Below are 24,774 nucleotides of genomic sequence, written 5' to 3' on the forward strand. Positions count from 1 at the left end.
AAAAGTGCGTCGTAGTCCGGATTGGAGTCTGCAACTCGACTCCATGAAGTCGGAATCGCTAGTAATCGTGGATCAGAATGCCACGGTGAATACGTTCCCGGGCCTTGTACACACCGCCCGTCACACCATGGGAGTGGGCTGCAAAAGAAGCAGGTAGTTTAACCTTCGGGAGGACGCTTGCCACTTTGTGGTTCATGACTGGGGTGAAGTCGTAACAAGGTAGCGCTAGGGGAACCTGGCGCTGGATCACCTCCTTATACGAATGATTATTGCGATGAGTGTTCACACAGATTGATAGTGTTTAATAAAGTGAAGAGATTCGTGCCTCTGCCCTTTAGCGCGAGCACATTGCTGTGTCCCGTTCGTCTAGAGGCCTAGGACACCGCCCTTTCACGGCGGTAACAGGGGTTCGACTCCCCTACGGGATACCATCTTTAAAGGTTTTACCTTTAGAATCTTTAAACATGGTTTTCATTAGAAAATCTTGCTCTTTAACAATTTGGAAAGCTGACAAAACAACAATTTATTGTTGTTTGTAAAGTTCTCAATGTATTCCTAATGGAATACACCAACAAACACATTCAAGTGTGCTTGGTATCGAAGCTTACTGATTCAGTAAGTCTTCAAAATTGAGTCCGGCAAAATCAGTCACACACTCATGTAAATTAAATGTGTGACACCTAGGTTGTTTAACAACAATCCGAAACTCCTTCGGGTTGTATGGTTAAGTGACTAAGCGTACACGGTGGATGCCTTGGCAGTCAGAGGCGATGAAGGACGTAGTAACTTGCGATAAGCTCAGATTAGGTAGTAACAGCCACTTGAGTCTGAGATTTCCGAATGGGGAAACCCAACTGCATAAGCAGTTACTGTTAACTGAATACATAGGTTAACAGGGCGAACCGGGGGAACTGAAACATCTAAGTACCCCGAGGAGAAGAAATCAACCGAGATTCCGATAGTAGCGGCGAGCGAAATTGGATTAGCCCTTAAGCTTTACATGCGTCAGGTGAAGGTTCTGGAAAGGACCGCGAAACAGGGTGATAGCCCCGTAGCCGACAGCGCATGTTCAGTGAAATCGAGTAGGGCGGGACACGTGTTATCCTGTCTGAATATGGGGGGACCATCCTCCAAGGCTAAATACTCCTGACTGACCGATAGTGAACCAGTACCGTGAGGGAAAGGCGAAAAGAACCCCTGTGAGGGGAGTGAAATAGAACCTGAAACCGTGTACGTACAAGCAGTAGGAGCCTCTTCGTGGGGTGACTGCGTACCTTTTGTATAATGGGTCAGCGACTTATATTCAGTGGCAAGGTTAACCATATAGGGGAGCCGTAGGGAAACCGAGTCTTAACTGGGCGTTCAGTCTCTGGATATAGACCCGAAACCGGGTGATCTAGCCATGGGCAGGTTGAAGGTTGAGTAACATCAACTGGAGGACCGAACCGACTAATGTTGAAAAATTAGCGGATGACTTGTGGCTAGGGGTGAAAGGCCAATCAAACTCGGAGATAGCTGGTTCTCCCCGAAAGCTATTTAGGTAGCGCCTCGGACGAATACTACTGGGGGTAGAGCACTGTTAAGGCTAGGGGGTCATCCCGACTTACCAACCCTTTACAAACTCCGAATACCAGTAAGTAATATCCGGGAGACACACGGCGGGTGCTAACGTCCGTCGTGGAGAGGGAAACAACCCAGACCGCCAGCTAAGGTCCCAAATTACAGCTAAGTGGGAAACGATGTGGGAAGGCTCAGACAGCTAGGATGTTGGCTTAGAAGCAGCCATCATTTAAAGAAAGCGTAATAGCTCACTAGTCGAGTCGGCCTGCGCGGAAGATGTAACGGGGCTAAGCTGTAAACCGAAGCTGCGGCAATGCGATTTATCGTATTGGGTAGGGGAGCGTTCTGTAAGCCGTTGAAGGTGTGTTGTAAAGCATGCTGGAGGTATCAGAAGTGCGAATGCTGACATGAGTAACGACAAGGGGGGTGAAAAACCTCCCCGCCGGAAGACCAAGGGTTCCTGTCCAACGTTAATCGGGGCAGGGTAAGTCGACCCCTAAGGCGAGGCTGAAAAGCGTAGTCGATGGGAAACGGGTTAATATTCCCGTACTTCTTACAATTGCGATGGGGGGACGGAGAAGGCTAGGTGGGCCTGGCGACGGTTGTCCAGGTTCAAGTGCGTAGGCTTGAGAGTTAGGTAAATCCGGCTCTCTTTAAGGCTGAGACACGACGTCGAGCACCTACGGGTGTGAAGTCATTGATGCCATGCTTCCAGGAAAAGCCTCTAAGCTTCAGATTGTAAGGAATCGTACCCCAAACCGACACAGGTGGTCGGGTAGAGAATACCAAGGCGCTTGAGAGAACTCGGGTGAAGGAACTAGGCAAAATGGTACCGTAACTTCGGGAGAAGGTACGCTCTTGATGGTGAAGTCCCTTGCGGATGGAGCTGATGAGAGTCGCAGATACCAGGTGGCTGCAACTGTTTATTAAAAACACAGCACTGTGCAAAATCGTAAGATGACGTATACGGTGTGACGCCTGCCCGGTGCCGGAAGGTTAATTGATGGGGTTAGACTTCGGTCGAAGCTCTTGATCGAAGCCCCGGTAAACGGCGGCCGTAACTATAACGGTCCTAAGGTAGCGAAATTCCTTGTCGGGTAAGTTCCGACCTGCACGAATGGCGTAATGATGGCCACGCTGTCTCCACCCGAGACTCAGTGAAATTGAAATCGCTGTGAAGATGCAGTGTACCCGCGGCTAGACGGAAAGACCCCGTGAACCTTTACTACAGCTTGGCACTGAACATTGAACCTACATGTGTAGGATAGGTGGGAGGCTTTGAAGACGTGACGCCAGTTGCGTTGGAGCCGACCTTGAAATACCACCCTTGTATGTTTGATGTTCTAACTTAGACCCGTTATCCGGGTTGAGGACAGTGCCTGGTGGGTAGTTTGACTGGGGCGGTCTCCTCCCAAAGAGTAACGGAGGAGCACGAAGGTGGGCTAATCACGGTTGGACATCGTGAGGTTAGTGCAATGGCATAAGCCCGCTTAACTGCGAGAATGACGGTTCGAGCAGGTGCGAAAGCAGGTCATAGTGATCCGGTGGTTCTGAATGGAAGGGCCATCGCTCAACGGATAAAAGGTACTCCGGGGATAACAGGCTGATACCGCCCAAGAGTTCATATCGACGGCGGTGTTTGGCACCTCGATGTCGGCTCATCACATCCTGGGGCTGAAGTCGGTCCCAAGGGTATGGCTGTTCGCCATTTAAAGTGGTACGCGAGCTGGGTTTAGAACGTCGTGAGACAGTTCGGTCCCTATCTGCCGTGGGCGTTGGAAGATTGAAGGGGGCTGCTCCTAGTACGAGAGGACCGGAGTGGACGAACCTCTGGTGTTCGGGTTGTGTCGCCAGACGCATTGCCCGGTAGCTAAGTTCGGAATCGATAACCGCTGAAAGCATCTAAGCGGGAAGCGAGCCCTGAGATGAGTCTTCCCTGATACTTTAAGTATCCTAAAGGGTTGTTCGAGACTAGAACGTTGATAGGCAGGGTGTGTAAGCGTTGTGAGGCGTTGAGCTAACCTGTACTAATTGCCCGTGAGGCTTAACCATACAACACCCAAGGGGTTTTGTACTGGACTCAAAGCTAAGCGCATAAGAATGTGTTGTGAGAATAGAAAACAGCTTTCCGAATTTTAAGAATTTGCTTGGCGACCATAGCGTTTTGGACCCACCTGATTCCATTCCGAACTCAGAAGTGAAACGAAACAGCGTCGATGGTAGTGTGGGGCCTCCCCATGTGAGAGTAGAACATCGCCAGGCTTTAAATTGCACTTGCTTAAACTTTAAGCAAGTCACCATAGAGCTCTAAAAAAACTTAGAGTTTTATGTTGACTTTCACGGTGTGAAGCGTAATATACGCGTCCTGTCTAAGTGCTAACGCACTGAAAGCAAAGCTCTTTAACAATATAAACCTATCAATCTGTGTGGGCACTCGTTGATGATAATCAAAGATGATTCTAAAGAATCAACTTAGGTATCAATGAACTGAGTGACCAATCGATACTTCGGTATCGGCACAGTCAATTCATTATCGTTCTGTTGGAACGATAATAGCTTTGAATTACTAAGGTAATTTGAAGTCAGTATTCATTGAGCCACAAAATCTTAAATTGAAGAGTTTGATCATGGCTCAGATTGAACGCTGGCGGCAGGCCTAACACATGCAAGTCGAGCGGCAGCGACAACATTGAACCTTCGGGGGATTTGTTGGGCGGCGAGCGGCGGACGGGTGAGTAATGCCTGGGAAATTGCCCTGATGTGGGGGATAACCATTGGAAACGATGGCTAATACCGCATGATAGCTTCGGCTCAAAGAGGGGGACCTTCGGGCCTCTCGCGTCAGGATATGCCCAGGTGGGATTAGCTAGTTGGTGAGGTAAGGGCTCACCAAGGCGACGATCCCTAGCTGGTCTGAGAGGATGATCAGCCACACTGGAACTGAGACACGGTCCAGACTCCTACGGGAGGCAGCAGTGGGGAATATTGCACAATGGGCGCAAGCCTGATGCAGCCATGCCGCGTGTATGAAGAAGGCCTTCGGGTTGTAAAGTACTTTCAGCAGTGAGGAAGGGGATATCGTTAATAGCGGTATTCTTTGACGTTAGCTGCAGAAGAAGCACCGGCTAACTCCGTGCCAGCAGCCGCGGTAATACGGAGGGTGCGAGCGTTAATCGGAATTACTGGGCGTAAAGCGCATGCAGGTGGTTTGTTAAGTCAGATGTGAAAGCCCGGGGCTCAACCTCGGAATTGCATTTGAAACTGGCAGGCTAGAGTACTGTAGAGGGGGGTAGAATTTCAGGTGTAGCGGTGAAATGCGTAGAGATCTGAAGGAATACCGGTGGCGAAGGCGGCCCCCTGGACAGATACTGACACTCAGATGCGAAAGCGTGGGGAGCAAACAGGATTAGATACCCTGGTAGTCCACGCCGTAAACGATGTCTACTTGGAGGTTGTGGCCTTGAGCCGTGGCTTTCGGAGCTAACGCGTTAAGTAGACCGCCTGGGGAGTACGGTCGCAAGATTAAAACTCAAATGAATTGACGGGGGCCCGCACAAGCGGTGGAGCATGTGGTTTAATTCGATGCAACGCGAAGAACCTTACCTACTCTTGACATCCAGAGAACTTAGCAGAGATGCTTTGGTGCCTTCGGGAACTCTGAGACAGGTGCTGCATGGCTGTCGTCAGCTCGTGTTGTGAAATGTTGGGTTAAGTCCCGCAACGAGCGCAACCCTTATCCTTGTTTGCCAGCGAGTAATGTCGGGAACTCCAGGGAGACTGCCGGTGATAAACCGGAGGAAGGTGGGGACGACGTCAAGTCATCATGGCCCTTACGAGTAGGGCTACACACGTGCTACAATGGCGCATACAGAGGGCGGCCAACTTGCGAAAGTGAGCGAATCCCAAAAAGTGCGTCGTAGTCCGGATTGGAGTCTGCAACTCGACTCCATGAAGTCGGAATCGCTAGTAATCGTGGATCAGAATGCCACGGTGAATACGTTCCCGGGCCTTGTACACACCGCCCGTCACACCATGGGAGTGGGCTGCAAAAGAAGCAGGTAGTTTAACCTTCGGGAGGACGCTTGCCACTTTGTGGTTCATGACTGGGGTGAAGTCGTAACAAGGTAGCGCTAGGGGAACCTGGCGCTGGATCACCTCCTTATACGAATGATTATTGCGATGAGTGTTCACACAGATTGATGGTTTATACGTTTTAGAGACGATACTGGGTCTGTAGCTCAGGTGGTTAGAGCGTTCGCCTGATAAGCGAGAGGTCGGTGGTTCGAGTCCACTCAGACCCACCAATCTTCCTCCCAGAGGATTGGCACACAGTATCAACACCTGATGGGGCTATAGCTCAGCTGGGAGAGCGCCTGCCTTGCACGCAGGAGGTCAGCAGTTCGATCCTGCTTAGCTCCACCATCTTTAAGCACATTTGCTTAAGTGTTCTTAAACATGGTTTTCATTAGAAAATCTTGCTCTTTAACAATTTGGAAAGCTGACAAAACAACAATTTATTGTTGTTTGTAAAGTTCTCAATGTATTCCTAATGGAATACACCAACAAACACATTCAAGTGTGCTTGGTATCGAAGCTTACTGATTCAGTAAGTCTTCAAAATTGAGTCCGGCAAAATCAGTCACACACTCATGTAAATTAAATGTGTGACACCTAGGTTGTTTAACAACAATCCGAAACTCCTTCGGGTTGTATGGTTAAGTGACTAAGCGTACACGGTGGATGCCTTGGCAGTCAGAGGCGATGAAGGACGTAGTAACTTGCGATAAGCTCAGATTAGGCAGTAACAGCCACTTGAGTCTGAGATTTCCGAATGGGGAAACCCAACTGCATAAGCAGTTACTGTTAACTGAATACATAGGTTAACAGGGCGAACCGGGGGAACTGAAACATCTAAGTACCCCGAGGAGAAGAAATCAACCGAGATTCCGATAGTAGCGGCGAGCGAAATTGGATTAGCCCTTAAGCTTTACATGCGTCAGGTGAAGGTTCTGGAAAGGACCGCGAAACAGGGTGATAGCCCCGTAGCCGACAGCGCATGTTCAGTGAAATCGAGTAGGGCGGGACACGTGTTATCCTGTCTGAATATGGGGGGACCATCCTCCAAGGCTAAATACTCCTGACTGACCGATAGTGAACCAGTACCGTGAGGGAAAGGCGAAAAGAACCCCTGTGAGGGGAGTGAAATAGAACCTGAAACCGTGTACGTACAAGCAGTAGGAGCCTCCTTTGTGGGGTGACTGCGTACCTTTTGTATAATGGGTCAGCGACTTATATTCAGTGGCAAGGTTAACCATATAGGGGAGCCGTAGGGAAACCGAGTCTTAACTGGGCGTTCAGTCTCTGGATATAGACCCGAAACCGGGTGATCTAGCCATGGGCAGGTTGAAGGTTGAGTAACATCAACTGGAGGACCGAACCGACTAATGTTGAAAAATTAGCGGATGACTTGTGGCTAGGGGTGAAAGGCCAATCAAACTCGGAGATAGCTGGTTCTCCCCGAAAGCTATTTAGGTAGCGCCTCGGACGAATACTACTGGGGGTAGAGCACTGTTAAGGCTAGGGGGTCATCCCGACTTACCAACCCTTTGCAAACTCCGAATACCAGTAAGTAATATCCGGGAGACACACGGCGGGTGCTAACGTCCGTCGTGGAGAGGGAAACAACCCAGACCGCCAGCTAAGGTCCCAAATTACAGCTAAGTGGGAAACGATGTGGGAAGGCTCAGACAGCTAGGATGTTGGCTTAGAAGCAGCCATCATTTAAAGAAAGCGTAATAGCTCACTAGTCGAGTCGGCCTGCGCGGAAGATGTAACGGGGCTAAGCTGTAAACCGAAGCTGCGGCAATGCGATTTATCGTATTGGGTAGGGGAGCGTTCTGTAAGCCGTTGAAGGTGTGTTGTAAAGCATGCTGGAGGTATCAGAAGTGCGAATGCTGACATGAGTAACGACAAGGGGGGTGAAAAACCTCCCCGCCGGAAGACCAAGGGTTCCTGTCCAACGTTAATCGGGGCAGGGTAAGTCGACCCCTAAGGCGAGGCTGAAAAGCGTAGTCGATGGGAAACGGGTTAATATTCCCGTACTTCTTACAATTGCGATGGGGGGACGGAGAAGGCTAGGTGGGCCTGGCGACGGTTGTCCAGGTTCAAGTGCGTAGGCTTAAGAGTTAGGTAAATCCGGCTCTTTTTAAGGCTGAGACACGACGTCGAGCACCTACGGGTGTGAAGTCATTGATGCCATGCTTCCAGGAAAAGCCTCTAAGCTTCAGATTGTAAGGAATCGTACCCCAAACCGACACAGGTGGTCGGGTAGAGAATACCAAGGCGCTTGAGAGAACTCGGGTGAAGGAACTAGGCAAAATGGTACCGTAACTTCGGGAGAAGGTACGCTCTTGATGGTGAAGTCCCTCGCGGATGGAGCTGATGAGAGTCGCAGATACCAGGTGGCTGCAACTGTTTATTAAAAACACAGCACTGTGCAAAATCGTAAGATGACGTATACGGTGTGACGCCTGCCCGGTGCCGGAAGGTTAATTGATGGGGTTAGACTTCGGTCGAAGCTCTTGATCGAAGCCCCGGTAAACGGCGGCCGTAACTATAACGGTCCTAAGGTAGCGAAATTCCTTGTCGGGTAAGTTCCGACCTGCACGAATGGCGTAATGATGGCCACGCTGTCTCCACCCGAGACTCAGTGAAATTGAAATCGCTGTGAAGATGCAGTGTACCCGCGGCTAGACGGAAAGACCCCGTGAACCTTTACTACAGCTTGGCACTGAACATTGAACCTACATGTGTAGGATAGGTGGGAGGCTTTGAAGACGTGACGCCAGTTGCGTTGGAGCCGACCTTGAAATACCACCCTTGTATGTTTGATGTTCTAACTTAGACCCGTTATCCGGGTTGAGGACAGTGCCTGGTGGGTAGTTTGACTGGGGCGGTCTCCTCCCAAAGAGTAACGGAGGAGCACGAAGGTGGGCTAATCACGGTTGGACATCGTGAGGTTAGTGCAATGGCATAAGCCCGCTTAACTGCGAGAATGACGGTTCGAGCAGGTGCGAAAGCAGGTCATAGTGATCCGGTGGTTCTGAATGGAAGGGCCATCGCTCAACGGATAAAAGGTACTCCGGGGATAACAGGCTGATACCGCCCAAGAGTTCATATCGACGGCGGTGTTTGGCACCTCGATGTCGGCTCATCACATCCTGGGGCTGAAGTCGGTCCCAAGGGTATGGCTGTTCGCCATTTAAAGTGGTACGCGAGCTGGGTTTAGAACGTCGTGAGACAGTTCGGTCCCTATCTGCCGTGGGCGTTGGAAGATTGAAGGGGGCTGCTCCTAGTACGAGAGGACCGGAGTGGACGAACCTCTGGTGTTCGGGTTGTGTCGCCAGACGCATTGCCCGGTAGCTAAGTTCGGAATCGATAACCGCTGAAAGCATCTAAGCGGGAAGCGAGCCCTGAGATGAGTCTTCCCTGATACTTTAAGTATCCTAAAGGGTTGTTCGAGACTAGAACGTTGATAGGCAGGGTGTGTAAGCGTTGTGAGGCGTTGAGCTAACCTGTACTAATTGCCCGTGAGGCTTAACCATACAACACCCAAGGGGTTTTGTAGTGGACTCAAAGCTAAGTGCATAAGAATGTGTTGAGAGAACGAAAACAGCTTTCCGAATTTTAAGAATTTGCTTGGCGACCATAGCGTTTTGGACCCACCTGATTCCATTCCGAACTCAGAAGTGAAACGAAACAGCGTCGATGGTAGTGTGGGGCCTCCCCATGTGAGAGTAGAACATCGCCAGGCTTTAAATTTAGACTCTTGAGTCTAACCAGTGCGGAGCGGTAGTTCAGTTGGTTAGAATACCGGCCTGTCACGCCGGGGGTCGCGGGTTCGAGTCCCGTCCGCTCCGCCACTTATTTTGAAAACCCAGTCTTTGACTGGGTTTTTTGCTATCTGGCGTTTAGAAAACGCATCAAATTGCCATCCTTTACTCAGCGCGATTGCTCGTTCAGCTCCCCTTCCCCTTTTTACGTCATGTTTCTCTGGCTTGATGAGGTTATCTACACCGTATCGTGCCACCTCCGCTCCCCGTCCTTTTATGAATTGCATATCATGATTAGATTCCACACCAATGACCCCGTTACTGATTGAACCCATTGCTGATGGTTACGCTATTGAGGCGGTTATACGTCTGTCAAGGGCTTTATTGTTTGAGCTGCGTAACAAACCGATGAGACAGCATGTGATTTGCGGGAGCGCTCGATGAGGTGTTGAGATATTGAGATAGAAGAGTGGGGGAGTCGAGACAAAAAAGCCGATGCACAGGCATCGGCTCAAAGAGTAAGGAGAGCGCTCAGAGGATTTGTTTCAGCACGCGGTCGGCTTTGACGCGGGTGATTTTACGAATTAAACGCTGAACATTCTCTGGGTAGTTTTCTAACTTCTCGATTTGGCGGTAGGTGCACACCAATTGAGTGTGTTGAAGAATGTTTTCGACTTCTTGCTCAAAACGTTCCGTCAGGTGGTGGTAATGATCGGTGATCAGGATAGCATTCTCAAGATCCAGCTTCCAAGCGCGTGGATTGAGGTTGTTACCTGTGATGAGCATATAACGCTTGTCTACCCAGATTCCTTTTAAGTGGAAGCTGTTGTCACCGTCTTTCCACAGGTGGATAGAGAGTTTGCGACTGGCGATATTCGCTTCGTTGATTTTAGCGAAGCGGCGCAGGTTGAGTTCATACAGATACGGCAAGCCACCAATGGTTTTAAATTCCTGTGTTGGTGGAATGTAGAAATCGTTTGCCGTTTTGTCGCCCACCACAATATGGACTTTCACGCCGCGTCGGATTGCCTTACGGACCTCCTTCGCAACGCCTTTCGGAAAGTTAAAGTAAGGTGTGCAGATGAAGACTTCGTCTTTCGCTTGAGCAATCAACTGAACAATGTATTGGTTCAGGCGGTTGCGACGTTTTCCGATCCCCACCAAGGGTGTGATACCCACTTGATCGGGGCCGACGTCTTGGGATTCAAAATGGTAATCCGCTTGCGATAATGTCGCTCGGAATTGACGAATGTCCGTTTTGATCTCTTTCGTGGTTGGCTTGCTGTGGCATGCGAGATCGTTCACCGCAGGGTGAGCCAGCATTTGTTGTTGGATAAACTCAACCATGCTGTCGGCCAACACTTGGTTTTCGATCGTATGGTAGCGGTCAAAGCGATAACGTTCTTTGTAATGCAGGTAGACGTTATTGAGACTGGCACCACTGTAGATGACTTGGTCGTCGATGATAAAGCCTTTGAGGTGTAAGACACCAAAGACTTCTTTACCACGAACGGGAATGCCGTAAACCGGAATGCAGTGGTCGTACTGCTCTTTGAAGGACTTATACATTGCTGCGTTGCCTTCTGACGAAGCTGCACCGATCAGACCCCGTTGCGCGCGATGCCAGTCAACACAAATATTGATGTCTAGGCCGGGATTACGCTGTTTCGCTTCATACAGCTCAGTGAGAATTTCTCGACCAGCATCATCATTCTCTAAATAGAGCGCCACTATGTAGATACGCTTACTTGCCTGACGAATCGACTCAATCAGATGAGTGCGAAAGTCTTTGGCAGAGAACAAAACACCAAACTTATTCGGATCTTGCGCAATAGTTGGTAGCTGTTCGAATGGGTTTCTACGAGCAATCATAGGGATGCTTTACCTTACGTACGTGCAAAATTGCGAGCAGAGCATATTACCAAAACTCAGCAAAGAAAGGCTAGGAAAGTGCACAATTCTTAGCATATCTCGGGTATGAATTGCATCGGAATGAGATCTTTACCGCTTGATGAATAACGCTTAAACAGCGTCTGTAGCTCTGCAGGCAATGTTTCGGCAGCGATGGGGATGAAGTTCGCTTTGCGATAAAACTCAGTCAGGTGGGCATAGGCGAAACAATAGTCATGTTGTTGAAGAATGTGTGCCTGACAGTAGTGGAGTAATGCATGACCAATCCCCGTGCCGCGTTGTGTGCTCTCAACCGCCATGCCCGTCAGCAGGCGATATTGCGCCACGATGCGAAATCGCACGATGCCACACAGCCCTTGATTGCCATAAGCGCCGATCATCAACTCGTCACGTTTGGGTTTGGTGCTCGCATAATGTTGCTTATAAAAACGTTTCACTAGGGGCAACTTTATCGGGTCTATGGGTTCAAATTGCAGAGTCGGCATTTGTATCTGTCTTCAAAGTACATCTGTTGTAGAATGATCCCAGTTTAGTTTATTCAAAGAATCTCATGCAATTACATCTCGACGCGAACTTAAAGCCTTACCATACGTTTGGTATTGAACAATCTTGCAAGGCGCTGGCTATCATTGAGTCGGCTGATGATCTGATACAACTGCATCAGGACGAACGCTGGCAGGGGATTCCCAAGCTGATGTTGGGCAAGGGGAGCAATATGCTGTTCACCGAGCCGTTTCAAGGGTTGGTGATGGTCAATCGCATGACGGGAATTACGTATCGTGACGACGCCCACCATCACTACTTGCATGTCAATGGTGGCGAAGATTGGCCAGCCTTAGTGACCTGGTGTATGAAGCAGCGGTTTTATGGTTTGGAGAATCTCGCACTCATTCCCGGTTGCGCGGGCTCTGCACCGATTCAGAATATCGGCGCGTACGGCGTTGAGTTCCAAGATATCTGCCAGTACGTGGATTACCTGTGTCTCGAGAGCTTGACCATCAAACGTCTCAGCGCGCAAGAGTGTTTGTTTGGTTACCGAGATTCCATTTTCAAACATCAATTGTACGGTAAAGCGATTGTCGTTGCCGTGGGATTAATTTTGAATAAAGATTGGCAGCCCGTCGCGTCTTACGGTCCGTTACAAGTGTTGGGAGATGACTGTTCGCCAGAAGCGGTTTATCAAACCGTCTGCCGCACGCGAATGGACAAGCTACCCGACCCTGCGGTGACCGGAAATGCCGGCAGCTTTTTTAAAAATCCTGTGATTCGGCAGGCTGAATATGACCGATTGAAACAATCATTCCCTGACATGGTGGCGTATCCCACTCAGGATGGGGTGAAAGTTGCGGCGGGTTGGCTGATTGATAGCGCGGGCTTGAAGGGCGTCTGTGTTGGCGGTGCACAAGTGCATCCGAAACAAGCCTTGGTCTTGATCAATACAGGAACGGCCACCGCGCAGGATGTGGTTGAACTGGCTGCGTTGGTACGCCGTCGCGTTGAAGCACAATACGGGATTTGTCTCGAACATGAAGTGCGTTTTATGGGCGTGACCCAAGAAACATATTTAACCCATTTAATGGAGAATGCAGAGTGAAAGAGCATAGCGTAAAACTGACATTATTGAAGACTCTGTCGGATGGTGCTTTTCATTCTGGTGAATCACTTGGTGCCCAGTTAGGCATGACCCGTGCCGCGATCAGCAAACACATTCAAGGAATTCAGGAATGGGGTGTGGATGTCTTTCGCGTTCAAGGGAAAGGTTACCAGCTGGCTCAGCCGCTACATATGTTGGATGAAGCGCTGATTCAAGCTCAGGTGAGTAACCCGGTTGAGCTGCATCCGATTATTGGTTCAACCAACCAGTATCTGCTGGATAACGTCGATACGTTGACATCTGGCACCGTGTGTTTGGCGGAGTACCAAGCCAAAGGACGAGGACGTCGTGGTCGTCATTGGGTGTCACCTTTCGGCGCGAACCTCTATTTTTCCATGTATTGGCGACTAGACGCTGGTATCGCTGCGGCAATGGGACTGAGTTTGGTCGTAGGTGTCGCGATTGTGGAAGCCTTGGAAAACATGGGGCTGGAAGGCGTCAAATTGAAATGGCCAAACGACTTGTATTATCAAGACCGCAAACTGGCTGGGATTCTGGTGGAGTTATCGGGTCAAGCCGGTGCCGCGGCGCACTTGGTGATTGGTATGGGGATGAACCTTATTATGCAGGATCGCGAGTCGAACATTGATCAACCGTGGTCAAGCTTGTCACAAGTGATCGGCCAAGATCATGTGGATCGCAATCAGCTTGCGGTCGCCTTCATCCAAGCGCTGGATCAGGCGCTGCGTGATTATGAGCTGTATGGCATGCAAGACTTCGTTGGGCGTTGGAATCGGTTGGACAACTTTATCGACCGAAAAGTCCGATTGATCATGGGGGACAACGAGATCACCGGTATTGAGCGTGGTATCGATGCGCATGGTGGCGTGTTGCTCGAAATGGACGACGGCATTAAGAGCTTTATCGGCGGCGAAATTTCGCTTCGCAAAGGTGAATAAGTGAAATCCAACAAAAAAGAGGCGAATCGCCTCTTTTTTGTTTCTCAACGGTTACTTCCGGAGCAGCACTTCTTCGACCGTATGGTTGTGGCTCTTGCGCAGAATCAGTTGGGCGCGCTCTTTGGTCGGCAGAATGTTTTGCTGCAGATTTTTTCCATTGATGGTGTGCCAAATGTCTTTGGCTTTGGCTATCGCTTCATCTTCCGTGAGCTGGGTGTAGTGGCTGAAGTAAGAGCCCGGCTTCATAAACGCACCTTGGCGGAATTTCATAAAGCGTTCGACATACCATTTTTCAATCATGGAACTGTCTGCATCGACATAAATCGAAAAATCGAGGAAGTCAGAGATAAAAACACGATGCGGATCGTGCGGATAATCCATGCCACTTTGCAAGACATTCAAGCCTTCGATAATCAACACGTCTGGACGATCAACGACCTTCATCTCTGGCGTAATGTCGTAAGTTAGATGTGAGTAGATTGGGGCTTCCACATGGGGTTCGCCTGCTTTCACGTCCGAGACAAATTGCACCAAACGACGCATGTCGTAGGATTCTGGAAACCCTTTCTTATGCATGATGTCACGTTCATTGAGTACGCGGTTGGGATGCAGAAATCCATCGGTGGTGACCAGCTCGACTTTCGGGTGATTTTCCCAGCGCGACAACAATGCTTTGAGTAGACGAGCGGTGGTGCTTTTTCCGACGGCAACACTGCCAGCGATGCCAATCACAAACGGTGGCGCTTTCTCGGTGTTCCCCAAAAATTGATTCAGCACTGAGTTACGGCTTTGCCTTGCAGCAACATACAAGTTCAGTAACCGAGCAAGGGGCAGATAGATCTCCACCGCTTCTTTGATGGTTAGGTTTTCATTGATGCCTTGCAGCTCTTGAAGGTCCGTTTCCGACAACGTCATAGGCACAGAATTACGTAACTCTGCCCACTGATGACGAGCAAAAGACAAGTACGGGCTCATAAAATGCTCAATCGTATAATTAGAATAAGAGAGGGGAACATACAATATGGCGCTGATAATTCAAATGAGAAAGATGACAGAATTAGCGATTGAATCGAAATTTGAGTGAAAAATCATCGAATAAACAAAAACGTGCCAAATTTGGATTTTTTTTGGTTTTAAGGGTTGCAAGGTAAGAAATCATTCAATAGAATGCGCTCCACTTATGCCGACTTAGCTCAGTAGGTAGAGCAACTGACTTGTAATCAGTAGGTCACCAGTTCGATTCCGGTAGTCGGCACCATTTTCCTTCGGAGTAAGACTCCAAGTCGTAAAATGGGTAAAAAATTTGGAGGGGTTCCCGAGTGGCCAAAGGGAGCAGACTGTAAATCTGCCGGCTCCGCCTTCGATGGTTCGAATCCGTCCCCCTCCACCATATTCTTAAGGAAATAGCTCTCAGAGTTACGTGTTGCGGGCATCGTATAATGGCTATTACCTCAGCCTTCCAAGCTGATGATGCGGGTTCGATTCCCGCTGCCCGCTCCACTCATTTAAGAGTGCTGATATAGCTCAGGCGGTAGAGCGCATCCTTGGTAAGGATGAGGTCGGCAGTTCGAATCTGCCTATCAGCACCAGCTCTAAGCAAACTTTTCCTTTTGATATATACTTTACTACCGGTAATTTTTGGTTGCGTGGTCATTATTTAAAGCCACCTATATCCGTACCTAGAGGGACAACCCATGTCTAAAGAAAAATTTGAACGTACGAAACCGCACGTAAACGTTGGTACTATCGGCCACGTTGACCACGGTAAAACAACTCTAACTGCAGCAATCTGTACTACACTGGCTAAAGTGTACGGCGGTGCAGCTCGTGACTTCGCGTCAATCGACAACGCTCCAGAAGAGCGTGAGCGCGGTATCACAATCTCTACTTCACACGTAGAGTACGACACTCCAAGCCGTCACTACGCACACGTAGACTGCCCAGGACACGCTGACTATGTTAAAAACATGATCACAGGTGCTGCGCAAATGGACGGTGGTATCCTAGTTGTTGCTGCAACAGATGGTCCAATGCCACAAACTCGTGAGCACATCCTACTAGGCCGTCAGGTTGGTATTCCTTACATCATCGTATTCATGAACAAATGTGACATGGTTGACGATGAAGAGCTACTAGAACTAGTAGAAATGGAAGTACGTGAACTTCTGTCTGAATACGATTTCCCAGGTGATGACCTACCAGTTATCCAAGGTTCTGCACTAGGCGCACTAAACGGCGAAGAGCAGTGGGAAGCGAAAATCGTTGAACTGGCTGAAGCACTGGACAACTACATTCCAGAGCCAGAGCGTGCAGTAGACATGCCGTTCCTGATGCCAATCGAAGACGTATTCTCAATCCAAGGTCGTGGTACAGTAGTAACTGGCCGTATCGAGCGCGGTATCCTGAAAGTAGGTGATGAAGTAGCGATCGTAGGTATCCACGACACTACAACCACTACTTGTACTGGTGTAGAAATGTTCCGTAAACTGCTAGACGAAGGTCGTGCAGGTGAGAACGTTGGTGCACTACTACGTGGTACAAAACGTGATGAAGTAGAACGTGGTCAAGTACTAGCGAAACCAGGTTCAATCACTCCACACACCAAGTTCGAATCAGAAGTATACGTACTGTCTAAAGATGAAGGTGGTCGTCACACTCCATTCTTCAAAGGTTACCGTCCACAGTTCTACTTCCGTACAACTGACGTAACAGGCAACATCGAACTGCCAGAAGGCGTAGAGATGGTAATGCCAGGCGACAACATTCAAATGATTGTTGAGCTGATCGCGCCAATCGCAATGGACGAAGGTCTACGCTTCGCAATCCGTGAAGGTGGCCGTACAGTTGGTGCTGGTGTTGTTGCTAAGATCATCGCTTAATCACAGATTCTGTGAAGAATGATTTGACTACACAGTAGCAAAGAGGGCATCATTTGATGCCCTTTTTCTGCGCTGTAGTTTTTGGTGCTGATTTATTCATCAAATCTCGCACTTAGCAAGGAATTCCGGGGCTAAGAGATCCTCTTGGTCTTGAACGATCGATTGGCACATTTTGTGTCAATGGAATGGATTTGCCCTGCAACAGCGGGGTTGTTGTCGTCTATAGTTAGACTTGTGACAGGTTGGTTTATGAAAGCAAACAATGCTGAGACTCCTGATAGCTCAAGTGCAGCAAATACACTGAAGTGGGTTGTCACTTTTGTACTGCTAGCTGCCGCTGTTGTGGGTAATTACCTGTATGGTGAATTGTCTGTAGTGATTCGCGCTGCAGGTGTGATTGTGTTGATTGCCGCGGCGCTTGGCGTTGCAGCAACGACATCAAAAGGTAAAGCCGCGATTATTTTTGCACGCGAATCTCGCATGGAAGTTCGCAAAGTTGTTTGGCCTACGCGCCAAGAAACAATGCAAACGACACTGATCGTGTTAGCTGTAAGTATTGTAATGGCTCTAGTGCTTTGGGGCATTGACGGCATTATGGTTCGTCTTGTTGCCTTTGCAACTGGGGTATAGAGGGTTTAATACATGAGTGAAGCTCCAAAAAAACGCTGGTATGTAGTTCAAGCCTTCTCGGGATTTGAAGGTCGTGTCGCTCAATCACTGCGTGAACATATCAAAATGCATAGCATGGAAGAGTTGTTCGGCGAAGTATTGGTTCCAACTGAAGAAGTTGTAGAGATGCGCGCGGGCCAACGCCGCAAAAGCGAACGTAAATTCTTCCCTGGTTACGTGTTAGTGCAAATGATCATGAATGATGAATCATGGCACTTAGTGCGTAGCGTTCCTCGTGTAATGGGCTTCATTGGTGGTACCTCTGATCGTCCAGCGCCTATCACTGATAAAGAAGCTGACGCTATTTTGAACCGTCTTGAGAAAGCGAGCGAAGCTCCGCGTCCTAAGACCATGTTTGAAGCGGGTGAAGTGGTACGTGTTAACGAAGGTCCGTTTGCTGACTTCAACGGTACCGTTGAAGAAGTGGACTACGAGAAGAGCCGTCTGAAAGTGTCCGTGTCGATCTTTGGTCGTGCGACACCAGTTGAGCTTGAATTTGGTCAGGTTGAAAAACTTGATTAAAAAAACAGCTTTATAGGCTTGTTTAAGGCGTGAAATCTGACTATAATTTCGCGCCTTTTTGCTTCTACGGAAGCGAAAAGTTTTTTGCTCTAACGGGGAGCTGATCAATCGATTAGCGTCTGAACCCATAATCTAGGAAATATCATGGCTAAGAAAGTTGAAGCTTATATCAAGCTGCAAGTTGCAGCGGGTATGGCTAACCCAAGTCCACCAGTTGGTCCTGCTCTAGGTCAACGTGGTGTGAACATCATGGAATTCTGTAAAGCGTTCAACGCACGTACAGAGTCTGTAGAGAAAGGTCTACCAACTCCAGTTGTTATCACTGTATACAGCGACCGTTCTTTCACTTTTGAAACTAAGACTCCACCTGCAGCAGTTCTTCTGAAGAAAGCTGCTGGCGTTAAGTCTGGTTCAGGTCGTCCAAACACTGAAAAAGTGGGTACCATCACTGACGCTCAAATCCAAGAAATCGCAGAAACTAAAGCTGCTGACATGACTGGTGCTGATATCGAAGCAATGAAGCGTTCTATCGCAGGTACTGCTCGTTCAATGGGCCTAGTGGTTGAGGGTTAAGACAATGGCAAAACTAACTAAGCGCATGCGTACTATCCGCGAAAAAGTGGATGTAACTAAAGAGTACGACATCAACGAAGCTGTTGCTCTTCTGAAAGAACTTGCAACTGCAAAATTCGTAGAGTCTGTTGACGTTGCTGTTAACCTAGGTATCGACGCTCGTAAATCTGACCAAAACGTTCGCGGTGCAACTGTACTGCCACACGGTACTGGTCGTGATATCCGCGTTGCTGTATTCACTCAAGGTGCAAACGCTGAAGCGGCTAAAGCTGCTGGCGCTGACCTAGTGGGTATGGAAGATCTTGCTGAGCAAGTGAAGAAAGGCGAAATGAACTTCGACGTAGTGATCGCATCTCCAGATGCAATGCGCGTTGTAGGTCAACTAGGTACTATCCTAGGTCCTCGCGGTCTGATGCCAAACCCTAAAGTTGGTACTGTAACTCCTAACGTTGCTGAAGCAGTAAACAATGCTAAAGCGGGTCAGGTTCGTTACCGTAACGACAAGAACGGTATCATCCACACTACCATCGGTAAGGTGTCTTTCGAAACTGAACAACTAAAAGAGAACTTAGAAGCTCTGCTAGTTGCTCTGAAGAAAGCAAAACCTTCTTCTGCGAAAGGTACTTTCGTGAAGAAAGTAAGCATCTCTACTACCATGGGTGCTGGTGTTGCTGTTGATCAGGCGACTCTGACTGCTCAAGTATAATGCATTTGCTTAGACGCGAAATTTGTGTATAATTTCGCGCCTAATATTTGTGGTTGGGGCTGAGGTCTCATTCTTTGAATGAGTGTTCAGTCTCCGTCCAAGACCGTAGGCGTTATCTCTTGATAACTTAATGCAACCTACGTAGATGGTGCCCGAACCTGACAGAAAGATTTTCATTTTTTATTTTAAAGAATGCGTTAACTTTCTTCTGGGACTGCACCTAATAAGCTCTCACTGTTGTGATAATAGTGAGTGGTGTAACGACAACCAGGAGTAATCCAAGATGGCTTTAAATCTTCAAGACAAAAAAGCAATTGTCGCTGAAGTCAACGAAGCGGCCAGTGGTGCACTTTCTGCAGTTGTAGCTGACTCTCGTGGTGTACAAGTTGCTGCGATGACAACTCTACGTAAACAAGCGCGCGAAGCGGGTGTTTACCTACGTGTTGTTCGTAACACACTAGCACGTCGCGCAGTAGAAGGCACAGCTTACGAATGTCTACAAGACGTATTCGTAGGTCCGACTTTGATCGGCTTCTCTAACGAGCACCCAGGTGCTGCAGCACGTCTTTTCAAAGACTTTGCTAAAGAGAACAAAGCATTCGAGATCAAAGCGGCTGCATTTGAAGGCGCAATTACTGACGTTGAAGTACTAGCGACGCTACCAACTTACGATGAAGCAATCGCACGTCTGATGATGTGCATGAAAGAAGCTTCAGCTGCTAAGCTGGCTCGCACTATCGCTGCTATCCGTGATCAAAAAGAAGCTGCTGCGGCTTAATTGCCTTGCTTTTTACTGGTTGCAAAATAAACTTATTGTTGACTTAAAAGAGAATTGTTATGTCTATTACTAACGAGCAAATCCTAGACGCTATTGCAGAAATGTCTGTAATGCAAGTTGTTGAACTGATCTCTGCAATGGAAGAGAAATTCGGTGTTTCTGCTGCTGCTGCAGTAGTTGCTGGCGGCGCTGCTGCTGGTGGCGCAGCTGCTGAAGAACAAACTGAGTTCGACGTAGTTCTGACTTCTGCTGGTGCAAACAAAGTTGCTGTTATCAAAGCAGTACGTGGCGCAACTGGCCTAGGTCTGAAAGAAGCTAAAGCTCTAGTTGACGGCGCTCCAGCACCTCTGAAAGAAGCTGTATCTAAAGATGAAGCTGAAGCACTGAAGAAAGAGCTTGAAGAAGCTGGTGCATCTGTTGAAGTTAAGTAATAATTACTTAAATTCTTAGCCGCAAGGCTAATGGCTGGTGGTTTAATGACCACCGGCCTTTTTGCGCTGTAGGGTATGAGCGAATTTTCCCGCTGTTTAGGCGTCTCATATTCTTGCAAAAAACGTCTCATTCATACGTAATGAGCCGTCACTACAGTAAACAGCGATTTAGTCACTGTCCCCTCTTTAGCGGACAGTTTGGGTCACTTATCAGCGAGCTGAGGAACCCCATGGTTTACTCTTATACCGAGAAAAAGCGCATCCGTAAGGACTTTGGTACTCGTCCACAAGTGTTGGACATTCCATACCTGCTATCGATCCAGCTCGATTCGTTCGAAAAATTCATCGAACAGGATCCTGAGGGACAATACGGTCTTGAAGCCGCTTTTCGTTCTGTATTTCCAATCCAGAGCTACAACGGCAATTCAGAGCTGCAATACGTTAGCTACCGTCTTGGTGAGCCAGTTTTTGACGTTAAAGAATGTCAAATCCGTGGTGTAACTTATTCAAAACCGCTACGCGTGAAACTGCGCCTAGTGATCTTTGATAAAGACGCGCCAGCAGGTACTGTCAAAGACATTAAAGAACAAGAAGTCTACATGGGTGAAATTCCACTCATGACAGACAATGGTACCTTTGTAATCAATGGTACCGAGAGGGTTATCGTATCCCAGCTGCACAGAAGCCCTGGCGTATTCTTCGACAGCGATAAGGGTAAGACCCACTCTTCAGGCAAAGTGCTTTACAACGCACGCATCATCCCGTACCGCGGTTCTTGGTTGGATTTCGAATTCGACCCTAAAGATAACCTGTACGTGCGTATTGACCGTCGTCGTAAGCTCCCTGCATCTATTATCCTGCGTGCGCTGGGTAAGACGACTGAAGAAATCCTCGACATCTTCTTCGAAAAAATTAACTTCGAAGTGAAAGACCAAACTCTGATGATGGAGTTGGTGCCTGAGCGTCTACGCGGTGAAACTGCGTCTTTCGATATCGAAGCAGATGGCAAGCTGTATGTTGAGAAAGGTCGTCGTGTAACGGCTCGTCACATTCGTCAACTTGAAAAAGATGGCGTGACCTTCATCGAAGTACCGGTTGAGTACATCGTAGGTAAAGTTTCTTCTAAAGATTACATCAATGAAGCAACTGGCGAGATCATCGTTGCAGCGAACCAGGAAATTAGCCTTGAATCGCTGGCGAACCTGTCACAAGCAGGCTACAAAAAACTAGAAGTTCTGTTTACGAACGATCTAGACCACGGTCCGTTCATGTCTGAGACCTTGCGTGTCGACAGCACAACAGACCGTATTTCGGCGTTGGTAGAAATCTACCGAATGATGCGCCCTGGCGAGCCGCCAACAAAAGAAGCGGCAGAAGCCCTATTTGAAAGCCTATTCTTCTCTGAAGAACGCTACGATCTGTCTACCGTCGGTCGTATGAAGTTCAACAGCTCTATCGAGCGTGCAGACGCTGAAGAGCAAGGCACTCTTGACGAAACAGACATCGTCGAAGTGATGAAGAAACTGATCGCGATCCGTAACGGTAAAGGCGAAGTGGACGATATCGACCACCTTGGCAACCGTCGTATCCGTTCTGTTGGCGAAATGGCAGAGAACCAATTCCGTGTTGGTCTTGTACGTGTTGAACGCGCAGTGAAAGAACGCCTAAGTCTTGGCGATCTGGACAACGTGATGCCACAAGATCTGATCAACGCGAAACCGATTTCTGCTGCTGTTAAAGAATTCTTCGGTTCTTCACAGCTGTCTCAGTTTATGGACCAGAACAACCCGTTGTCAGAAGTCACGCACAAACGTCGTATCTCTGCATTGGGCCCTGGCGGTCTGACTCGTGAGCGTGCTGGCTTTGAAGTACGTGACGTACACGTAACTCACTACGGTCGTCTATGTCCTATCGAAACGCCTGAAGGTCCGAACATCGGTCTGATCAACTCGCTGTCTGCGTTTGCACGCTGCAACGAGTACGGTTTCCTTGAAACCCCATACCGTCGCGTTGTAGATGGCGTTGTCACGGATGAAGTGGATTACCTGTCAGCTATTGAAGAAGGTCAATTCGTTATCGCACAGGCGAACGCGAAACTGACTGAAGAAGGTGGCTTTGCTGATGAGCTGGTTACAGCACGTCAAAAAGGTGAATCTGGTCTTCACCCACGTGAACACGTGAACTACATGGACGTTGCAACGAACCAAGTTGTATCGATCGCAGCATCGCTGATTCCATTCCTGGAACACGATGACGCGAACCGTGCATTGATGGGTGCGAACATGCAACGTCAAGCAGTCCCAACGCTGAAAGCTGAGAAGCCTTTCGTTGGTACCGGTATTGAACGTAACGTAGCGGTCGACTCAGGCGTAACTGCAGTCGCGAAACGCGGCGGTATGATTCAGTCTGTTGACGCATCACGTATCGTGGTTAAGGTTAATGAAGAAGAGTTGATTCCTGGCGAAGCGGGCATCGATATCTACAACCTGACTAAATACACCCGTTCTAACCAGAACACTTGTATCAACCAGCGTCCATGTGTGATGCCGGGTGAACCTGTGGCTCGCGGTGACGTACTGGCTGACGGTCCATCAACTGACCTTGGTGAACTGGCGCTTGGCCAAAACATGCGTATCGCGTTCATGCCTTGGAATGGTTACAACTTCGAAGACTCGATCCTAGTTTCTGAACGTGTTGTTCAAGATGACCGTTTCACGACTATCCACATTCAAGAACTGTCTTGTGTGGCGCGTGATACTAAGCTGGGTGCAGAAGAGATCACTGCGGATATTCCAAACGTCGGTGAAGCTGCGCTGTCTAAGCTGGATGAGTCAGGTATCGTTTACATCGGTGCTGAAGTGAAGGGTGGCGACATCCTGGTTGGTAAAGTAACGCCGAAAGGCGAAACCCAACTGACTCCTGAAGAGAAGCTGCTACGCGCTATCTTCGGTGAGAAAGCATCAGACGTTAAAGATACTTCTCTGCGTGTACCTAACTCTGTTGCGGGTACAGTTATCGACGTTCAAGTCTTCACTCGCGATGGCGTAGAGAAAGATAAACGTGCGCTTGAAATCGAACAGATGCAGCTGAAAGAAGCGAAGAAAGACTTGACCGAAGAATTCCAGATTCTGGAAGGCGGTCTGCTTGCTCGTGTTCGTTCTCTGCTGATCACTGGCGGTTACAGCGAAGCGAAACTGGATGCTATCGATCGTAAGAAATGGCTAGAACAGACGCTAGAAAACGACGAACTGCAAACTCAGCTAGAGCAAATGGCTGAACAGTACGACGAACTGAGAGCTGAATTCGATAAGAAATTTGAAACCAAGCGTCGCAAGATCACCCAAGGTGATGACCTTGCACCTGGCGTTCTGAAGATCGTGAAAGTGTACTTGGCAGTGAAACGTCGCATCCAACCGGGTGATAAGATGGCGGGTCGTCACGGTAACAAGGGTGTAATCTCTAAGATCAACCCTGTTGAAGACATGCCATACGATGAGAAAGGCCAACCGGTCGACATCGTACTGAACCCACTGGGTGTACCGTCTCGTATGAACATCGGTCAGATCCTAGAAGTTCACTTAGGTCTGGCTGCGAAAGGTATCGGTGACAAGATCAACCAGATGATCAAGGAACAACAAGAGCTGGCTAAGCTGCGTGAGTTCCTACAGAAAGTTTACGATCTGGGCGAAACTCGTCAACAAGTCGATATTGCGGCGCTGTCTGATGATGAAGTACGTACACTGGCACAAAACCTGCGTTCAGGTCTGCCAATTGCGACGCCAGTCTTTGATGGTGCGAACGAAGCGTCAATCAAAGCGCTGCTGAAACTGGGTGATCTGCCAGAATCTGGTCAGTTGACTCTGTTTGATGGCCGTACTGGTGATGCGTTTGAGCGTTCTGTCACTGTTGGTTACATGTACATGCTGAAACTGAACCACTTGGTTGACGACAAGATGCACGCTCGTTCAACAGGTTCTTACAGCCTAGTAACTCAGCAACCACTTGGTGGTAAAGCTCAGTTCGGTGGTCAGCGTTTCGGTGAGATGGAAGTATGGGCACTGGAAGCATACGGTGCAGCTTACACCCTACAAGAAATGCTAACTGTTAAGTCGGATGACGTTAACGGCCGTACGAAGATGTACAAAAACATCGTCGACGGAAACCACGCGATGGAACCTGGTATGCCAGAATCGTTCAACGTACTGTTGAAAGAGATTCGCTCGCTAGGTATCAACATCGAGCTAGAAGACGAAGAGTAAACCTTAAGGTTCCCCACTCGGGGAGCCTAACCGGTTTTCTGGTAGGAAGGAGCTCGCTAGTTCACACGGCGAGTTCCTTTTAACTCCTTACAGGAGCTGAT

13 protein-coding genes, 8 tRNA genes and 6 rRNA genes are annotated in these 24,774 nt (G+C 48.7%); 24 read left to right on the forward strand and 3 right to left on the reverse strand.

Annotation, left to right across the window (positions count from 1 at the left end; translation table 11 throughout):
- From VFA_RS17690 to VFA_RS17735, 10 genes are all read left to right on the forward strand, one after another.
- Positions 1–257, forward strand: a 16S ribosomal RNA gene (locus tag VFA_RS17690); the annotation flags it as partial.
- A gap of 98 nt (positions 258–355) precedes the next feature.
- Positions 356–431: transfer RNA gene (locus VFA_RS17695), tRNA-Glu, on the forward strand.
- Between the two features lie 291 nt (positions 432–722).
- A 23S ribosomal RNA gene (locus tag VFA_RS17700) occupies positions 723–3,612 on the forward strand.
- Between the two features lie 94 nt (positions 3,613–3,706).
- Positions 3,707–3,822, forward strand: a 5S ribosomal RNA gene (gene rrf / locus VFA_RS17705).
- Positions 3,823–4,169: 347 nt separating this feature from the next.
- Positions 4,170–5,722: ribosomal RNA gene (locus tag VFA_RS17710) — 16S ribosomal RNA — on the forward strand.
- Positions 5,723–5,787: 65 nt separating this feature from the next.
- A tRNA-Ile gene (locus VFA_RS17715) sits at positions 5,788–5,864 on the forward strand.
- A gap of 42 nt (positions 5,865–5,906) precedes the next feature.
- Positions 5,907–5,982, forward strand: a tRNA-Ala gene (locus VFA_RS17720).
- 291 nt (positions 5,983–6,273) lie between these two features.
- Positions 6,274–9,164 (forward strand): 23S ribosomal RNA (locus VFA_RS17725).
- A gap of 93 nt (positions 9,165–9,257) precedes the next feature.
- A 5S ribosomal RNA gene (gene rrf / locus VFA_RS17730) occupies positions 9,258–9,373 on the forward strand.
- 32 nt (positions 9,374–9,405) lie between these two features.
- Positions 9,406–9,482 (forward strand) — tRNA-Asp (locus VFA_RS17735).
- Between the two features lie 441 nt (positions 9,483–9,923).
- Here VFA_RS17735 and pssA read toward each other — a convergent pair.
- On the reverse strand, positions 9,924–11,264 hold the full coding sequence (gene pssA / locus VFA_RS17740; RefSeq protein ID WP_004728247.1) for a CDP-diacylglycerol--serine O-phosphatidyltransferase: 1,341 nt from the start codon (positions 11,262–11,264) through the stop codon (positions 9,924–9,926).
- A gap of 89 nt (positions 11,265–11,353) precedes the next feature.
- A complete protein-coding gene (locus VFA_RS17745) occupies positions 11,354–11,788 on the reverse strand; it encodes a GNAT family N-acetyltransferase (protein ID WP_050780283.1) in 435 nt (144 codons plus the stop codon).
- A gap of 65 nt (positions 11,789–11,853) precedes the next feature.
- Here VFA_RS17745 and murB point away from each other — a divergent pair, with 65 nt between their 5' ends.
- On the forward strand, positions 11,854–12,897 hold the full coding sequence (gene murB, locus VFA_RS17750; protein ID WP_004728249.1) for a UDP-N-acetylmuramate dehydrogenase: 1,044 nt from the start codon (positions 11,854–11,856) through the stop codon (positions 12,895–12,897).
- Complete coding sequence (gene birA / locus VFA_RS17755) at positions 12,894–13,856, forward strand: bifunctional biotin--[acetyl-CoA-carboxylase] ligase/biotin operon repressor BirA (RefSeq protein WP_004728250.1); 963 nt, start codon at positions 12,894–12,896, stop codon at positions 13,854–13,856. Before murB ends, birA begins: the two co-directional genes overlap by 4 nt.
- A gap of 51 nt (positions 13,857–13,907) precedes the next feature.
- Here the strand turns inward: birA and coaA are convergent, their stop codons facing one another.
- The gene (gene coaA / locus VFA_RS17760; RefSeq protein ID WP_004728251.1) at positions 13,908–14,831 is read right to left on the reverse strand and encodes a type I pantothenate kinase; all 924 of its coding nucleotides are present in this window, start codon (positions 14,829–14,831) and stop codon (positions 13,908–13,910) included.
- 207 nt (positions 14,832–15,038) lie between these two features.
- Between coaA and VFA_RS17765 the strand changes: the two genes are divergently transcribed.
- The 12 genes from VFA_RS17765 (at position 15,039) to rpoB (ending at position 24,673) form a co-directional block, all read left to right on the forward strand.
- Positions 15,039–15,114, forward strand: a tRNA-Thr gene (locus tag VFA_RS17765).
- Between the two features lie 47 nt (positions 15,115–15,161).
- Positions 15,162–15,246: transfer RNA gene (locus tag VFA_RS17770), tRNA-Tyr, on the forward strand.
- 35 nt (positions 15,247–15,281) lie between these two features.
- A tRNA-Gly gene (locus VFA_RS17775) sits at positions 15,282–15,356 on the forward strand.
- Between the two features lie 13 nt (positions 15,357–15,369).
- Positions 15,370–15,445, forward strand: a tRNA-Thr gene (locus tag VFA_RS17780).
- A gap of 105 nt (positions 15,446–15,550) precedes the next feature.
- Positions 15,551–16,735 carry an elongation factor Tu gene (gene tuf / locus VFA_RS17785; RefSeq protein WP_004728252.1) on the forward strand — a complete coding sequence of 395 codons (1,185 nt, stop codon included), beginning with the start codon at positions 15,551–15,553 and terminating at the stop codon, positions 16,733–16,735.
- A 249-nt stretch (positions 16,736–16,984) separates the two neighbouring features.
- Positions 16,985–17,365, forward strand: coding sequence for a preprotein translocase subunit SecE (gene secE / locus VFA_RS17790; RefSeq protein WP_038152501.1), 381 nt, complete (start codon positions 16,985–16,987; stop codon positions 17,363–17,365).
- A 12-nt stretch (positions 17,366–17,377) separates the two neighbouring features.
- On the forward strand, positions 17,378–17,926 hold the full coding sequence (nusG, locus tag VFA_RS17795; protein ID WP_004728254.1) for a transcription termination/antitermination protein NusG: 549 nt from the start codon (positions 17,378–17,380) through the stop codon (positions 17,924–17,926).
- 144 nt (positions 17,927–18,070) lie between these two features.
- Positions 18,071–18,499: a 50S ribosomal protein L11 gene (rplK, locus tag VFA_RS17800; protein ID WP_004728255.1), complete on the forward strand. Its 429-nt coding sequence runs from the start codon at positions 18,071–18,073 to the stop codon at positions 18,497–18,499.
- Positions 18,500–18,503: 4 nt separating this feature from the next.
- Positions 18,504–19,205, forward strand: a complete 702-nt coding sequence (gene rplA, locus VFA_RS17805) for a 50S ribosomal protein L1 (RefSeq protein WP_004728256.1) — start codon at positions 18,504–18,506, stop codon at positions 19,203–19,205.
- Between the two features lie 283 nt (positions 19,206–19,488).
- Positions 19,489–19,983, forward strand: a complete 495-nt coding sequence (gene rplJ, locus VFA_RS17810; RefSeq protein ID WP_004728257.1) for a 50S ribosomal protein L10 — start codon at positions 19,489–19,491, stop codon at positions 19,981–19,983.
- 59 nt (positions 19,984–20,042) lie between these two features.
- Positions 20,043–20,414: a 50S ribosomal protein L7/L12 gene (rplL, locus tag VFA_RS17815; RefSeq protein ID WP_004728258.1), complete on the forward strand. Its 372-nt coding sequence runs from the start codon at positions 20,043–20,045 to the stop codon at positions 20,412–20,414.
- Between the two features lie 230 nt (positions 20,415–20,644).
- Positions 20,645–24,673 (forward strand): DNA-directed RNA polymerase subunit beta, encoded by a 4,029-nt coding sequence (gene rpoB, locus VFA_RS17820; RefSeq protein WP_004728259.1) that lies wholly within the window; start codon positions 20,645–20,647, stop codon positions 24,671–24,673.
- Positions 24,674–24,774: the final 101 nt, after the last annotated feature.

Source organism: Vibrio furnissii CIP 102972 (genome assembly GCF_000176175.1).
Lineage (GTDB): Bacteria > Pseudomonadota > Gammaproteobacteria > Enterobacterales > Vibrionaceae > Vibrio > Vibrio furnissii.

Coding starts and splice junctions, on each gene's coding strand:
- pssA (WP_004728247.1), bottom strand. CDS start 11,264: ATGATTGCTCGTAGAAACCCATTCGAACAGCTACCAACTATTGCGCAA.
- VFA_RS17745 (WP_050780283.1), bottom strand. CDS start 11,788: ATGCCGACTCTGCAATTTGAACCCATAGACCCGATAAAGTTGCCCCTA.
- murB (WP_004728249.1), top strand. CDS start 11,854: ATGCAATTACATCTCGACGCGAACTTAAAGCCTTACCATACGTTTGGT.
- coaA (WP_004728251.1), bottom strand. CDS start 14,831: ATGAGCCCGTACTTGTCTTTTGCTCGTCATCAGTGGGCAGAGTTACGT.
- tuf (WP_004728252.1), top strand. CDS start 15,551: ATGTCTAAAGAAAAATTTGAACGTACGAAACCGCACGTAAACGTTGGT.
- secE (WP_038152501.1), top strand. CDS start 16,985: ATGAAAGCAAACAATGCTGAGACTCCTGATAGCTCAAGTGCAGCAAAT.
- nusG (WP_004728254.1), top strand. CDS start 17,378: ATGAGTGAAGCTCCAAAAAAACGCTGGTATGTAGTTCAAGCCTTCTCG.
- rplK (WP_004728255.1), top strand. CDS start 18,071: ATGGCTAAGAAAGTTGAAGCTTATATCAAGCTGCAAGTTGCAGCGGGT.
- rplA (WP_004728256.1), top strand. CDS start 18,504: ATGGCAAAACTAACTAAGCGCATGCGTACTATCCGCGAAAAAGTGGAT.
- rplJ (WP_004728257.1), top strand. CDS start 19,489: ATGGCTTTAAATCTTCAAGACAAAAAAGCAATTGTCGCTGAAGTCAAC.
- rplL (WP_004728258.1), top strand. CDS start 20,043: ATGTCTATTACTAACGAGCAAATCCTAGACGCTATTGCAGAAATGTCT.
- rpoB (WP_004728259.1), top strand. CDS start 20,645: ATGGTTTACTCTTATACCGAGAAAAAGCGCATCCGTAAGGACTTTGGT.